Consider the following 237-nt stretch of genomic DNA (forward strand, 5'->3'; position numbering starts at 1 on the left):
CGCACGCCTGATAAGCGTGAGGTCGATGGTTCGAGTCCATTTAAGCCCACCAATGTTCTTTGAAAATTGCATATAATTTAATGTATATAAAATACAACAAAGCCAAGAAATATATTCTTTGTGAATGATTAATATAACCAGTTTTGTACTAACAAAACTTAAAAGGTCAAGCTACAAAGGGCGCATGGTGAATGCCTTGGCATCAGGAGCCGATGAAGGACGCGATAAGCTGCGATA

Annotated in this window: 1 rRNA gene; it reads left to right on the forward strand. The window is 38.8% G+C overall.

Going from position 1 to position 237, the window contains the following annotated elements:
* Window positions 1-164 precede the first annotated feature (164 nt).
* Window positions 165-237: ribosomal RNA gene (locus ACJDTP_RS28045) — 23S ribosomal RNA — on the forward strand; the annotation flags it as partial.

Origin of the sequence: Candidatus Clostridium helianthi, assembly GCF_045310795.1 — a bacterium.
GTDB classification, from domain to species: domain Bacteria; phylum Bacillota; class Clostridia; order Clostridiales; family Clostridiaceae; genus Clostridium; species Clostridium helianthi.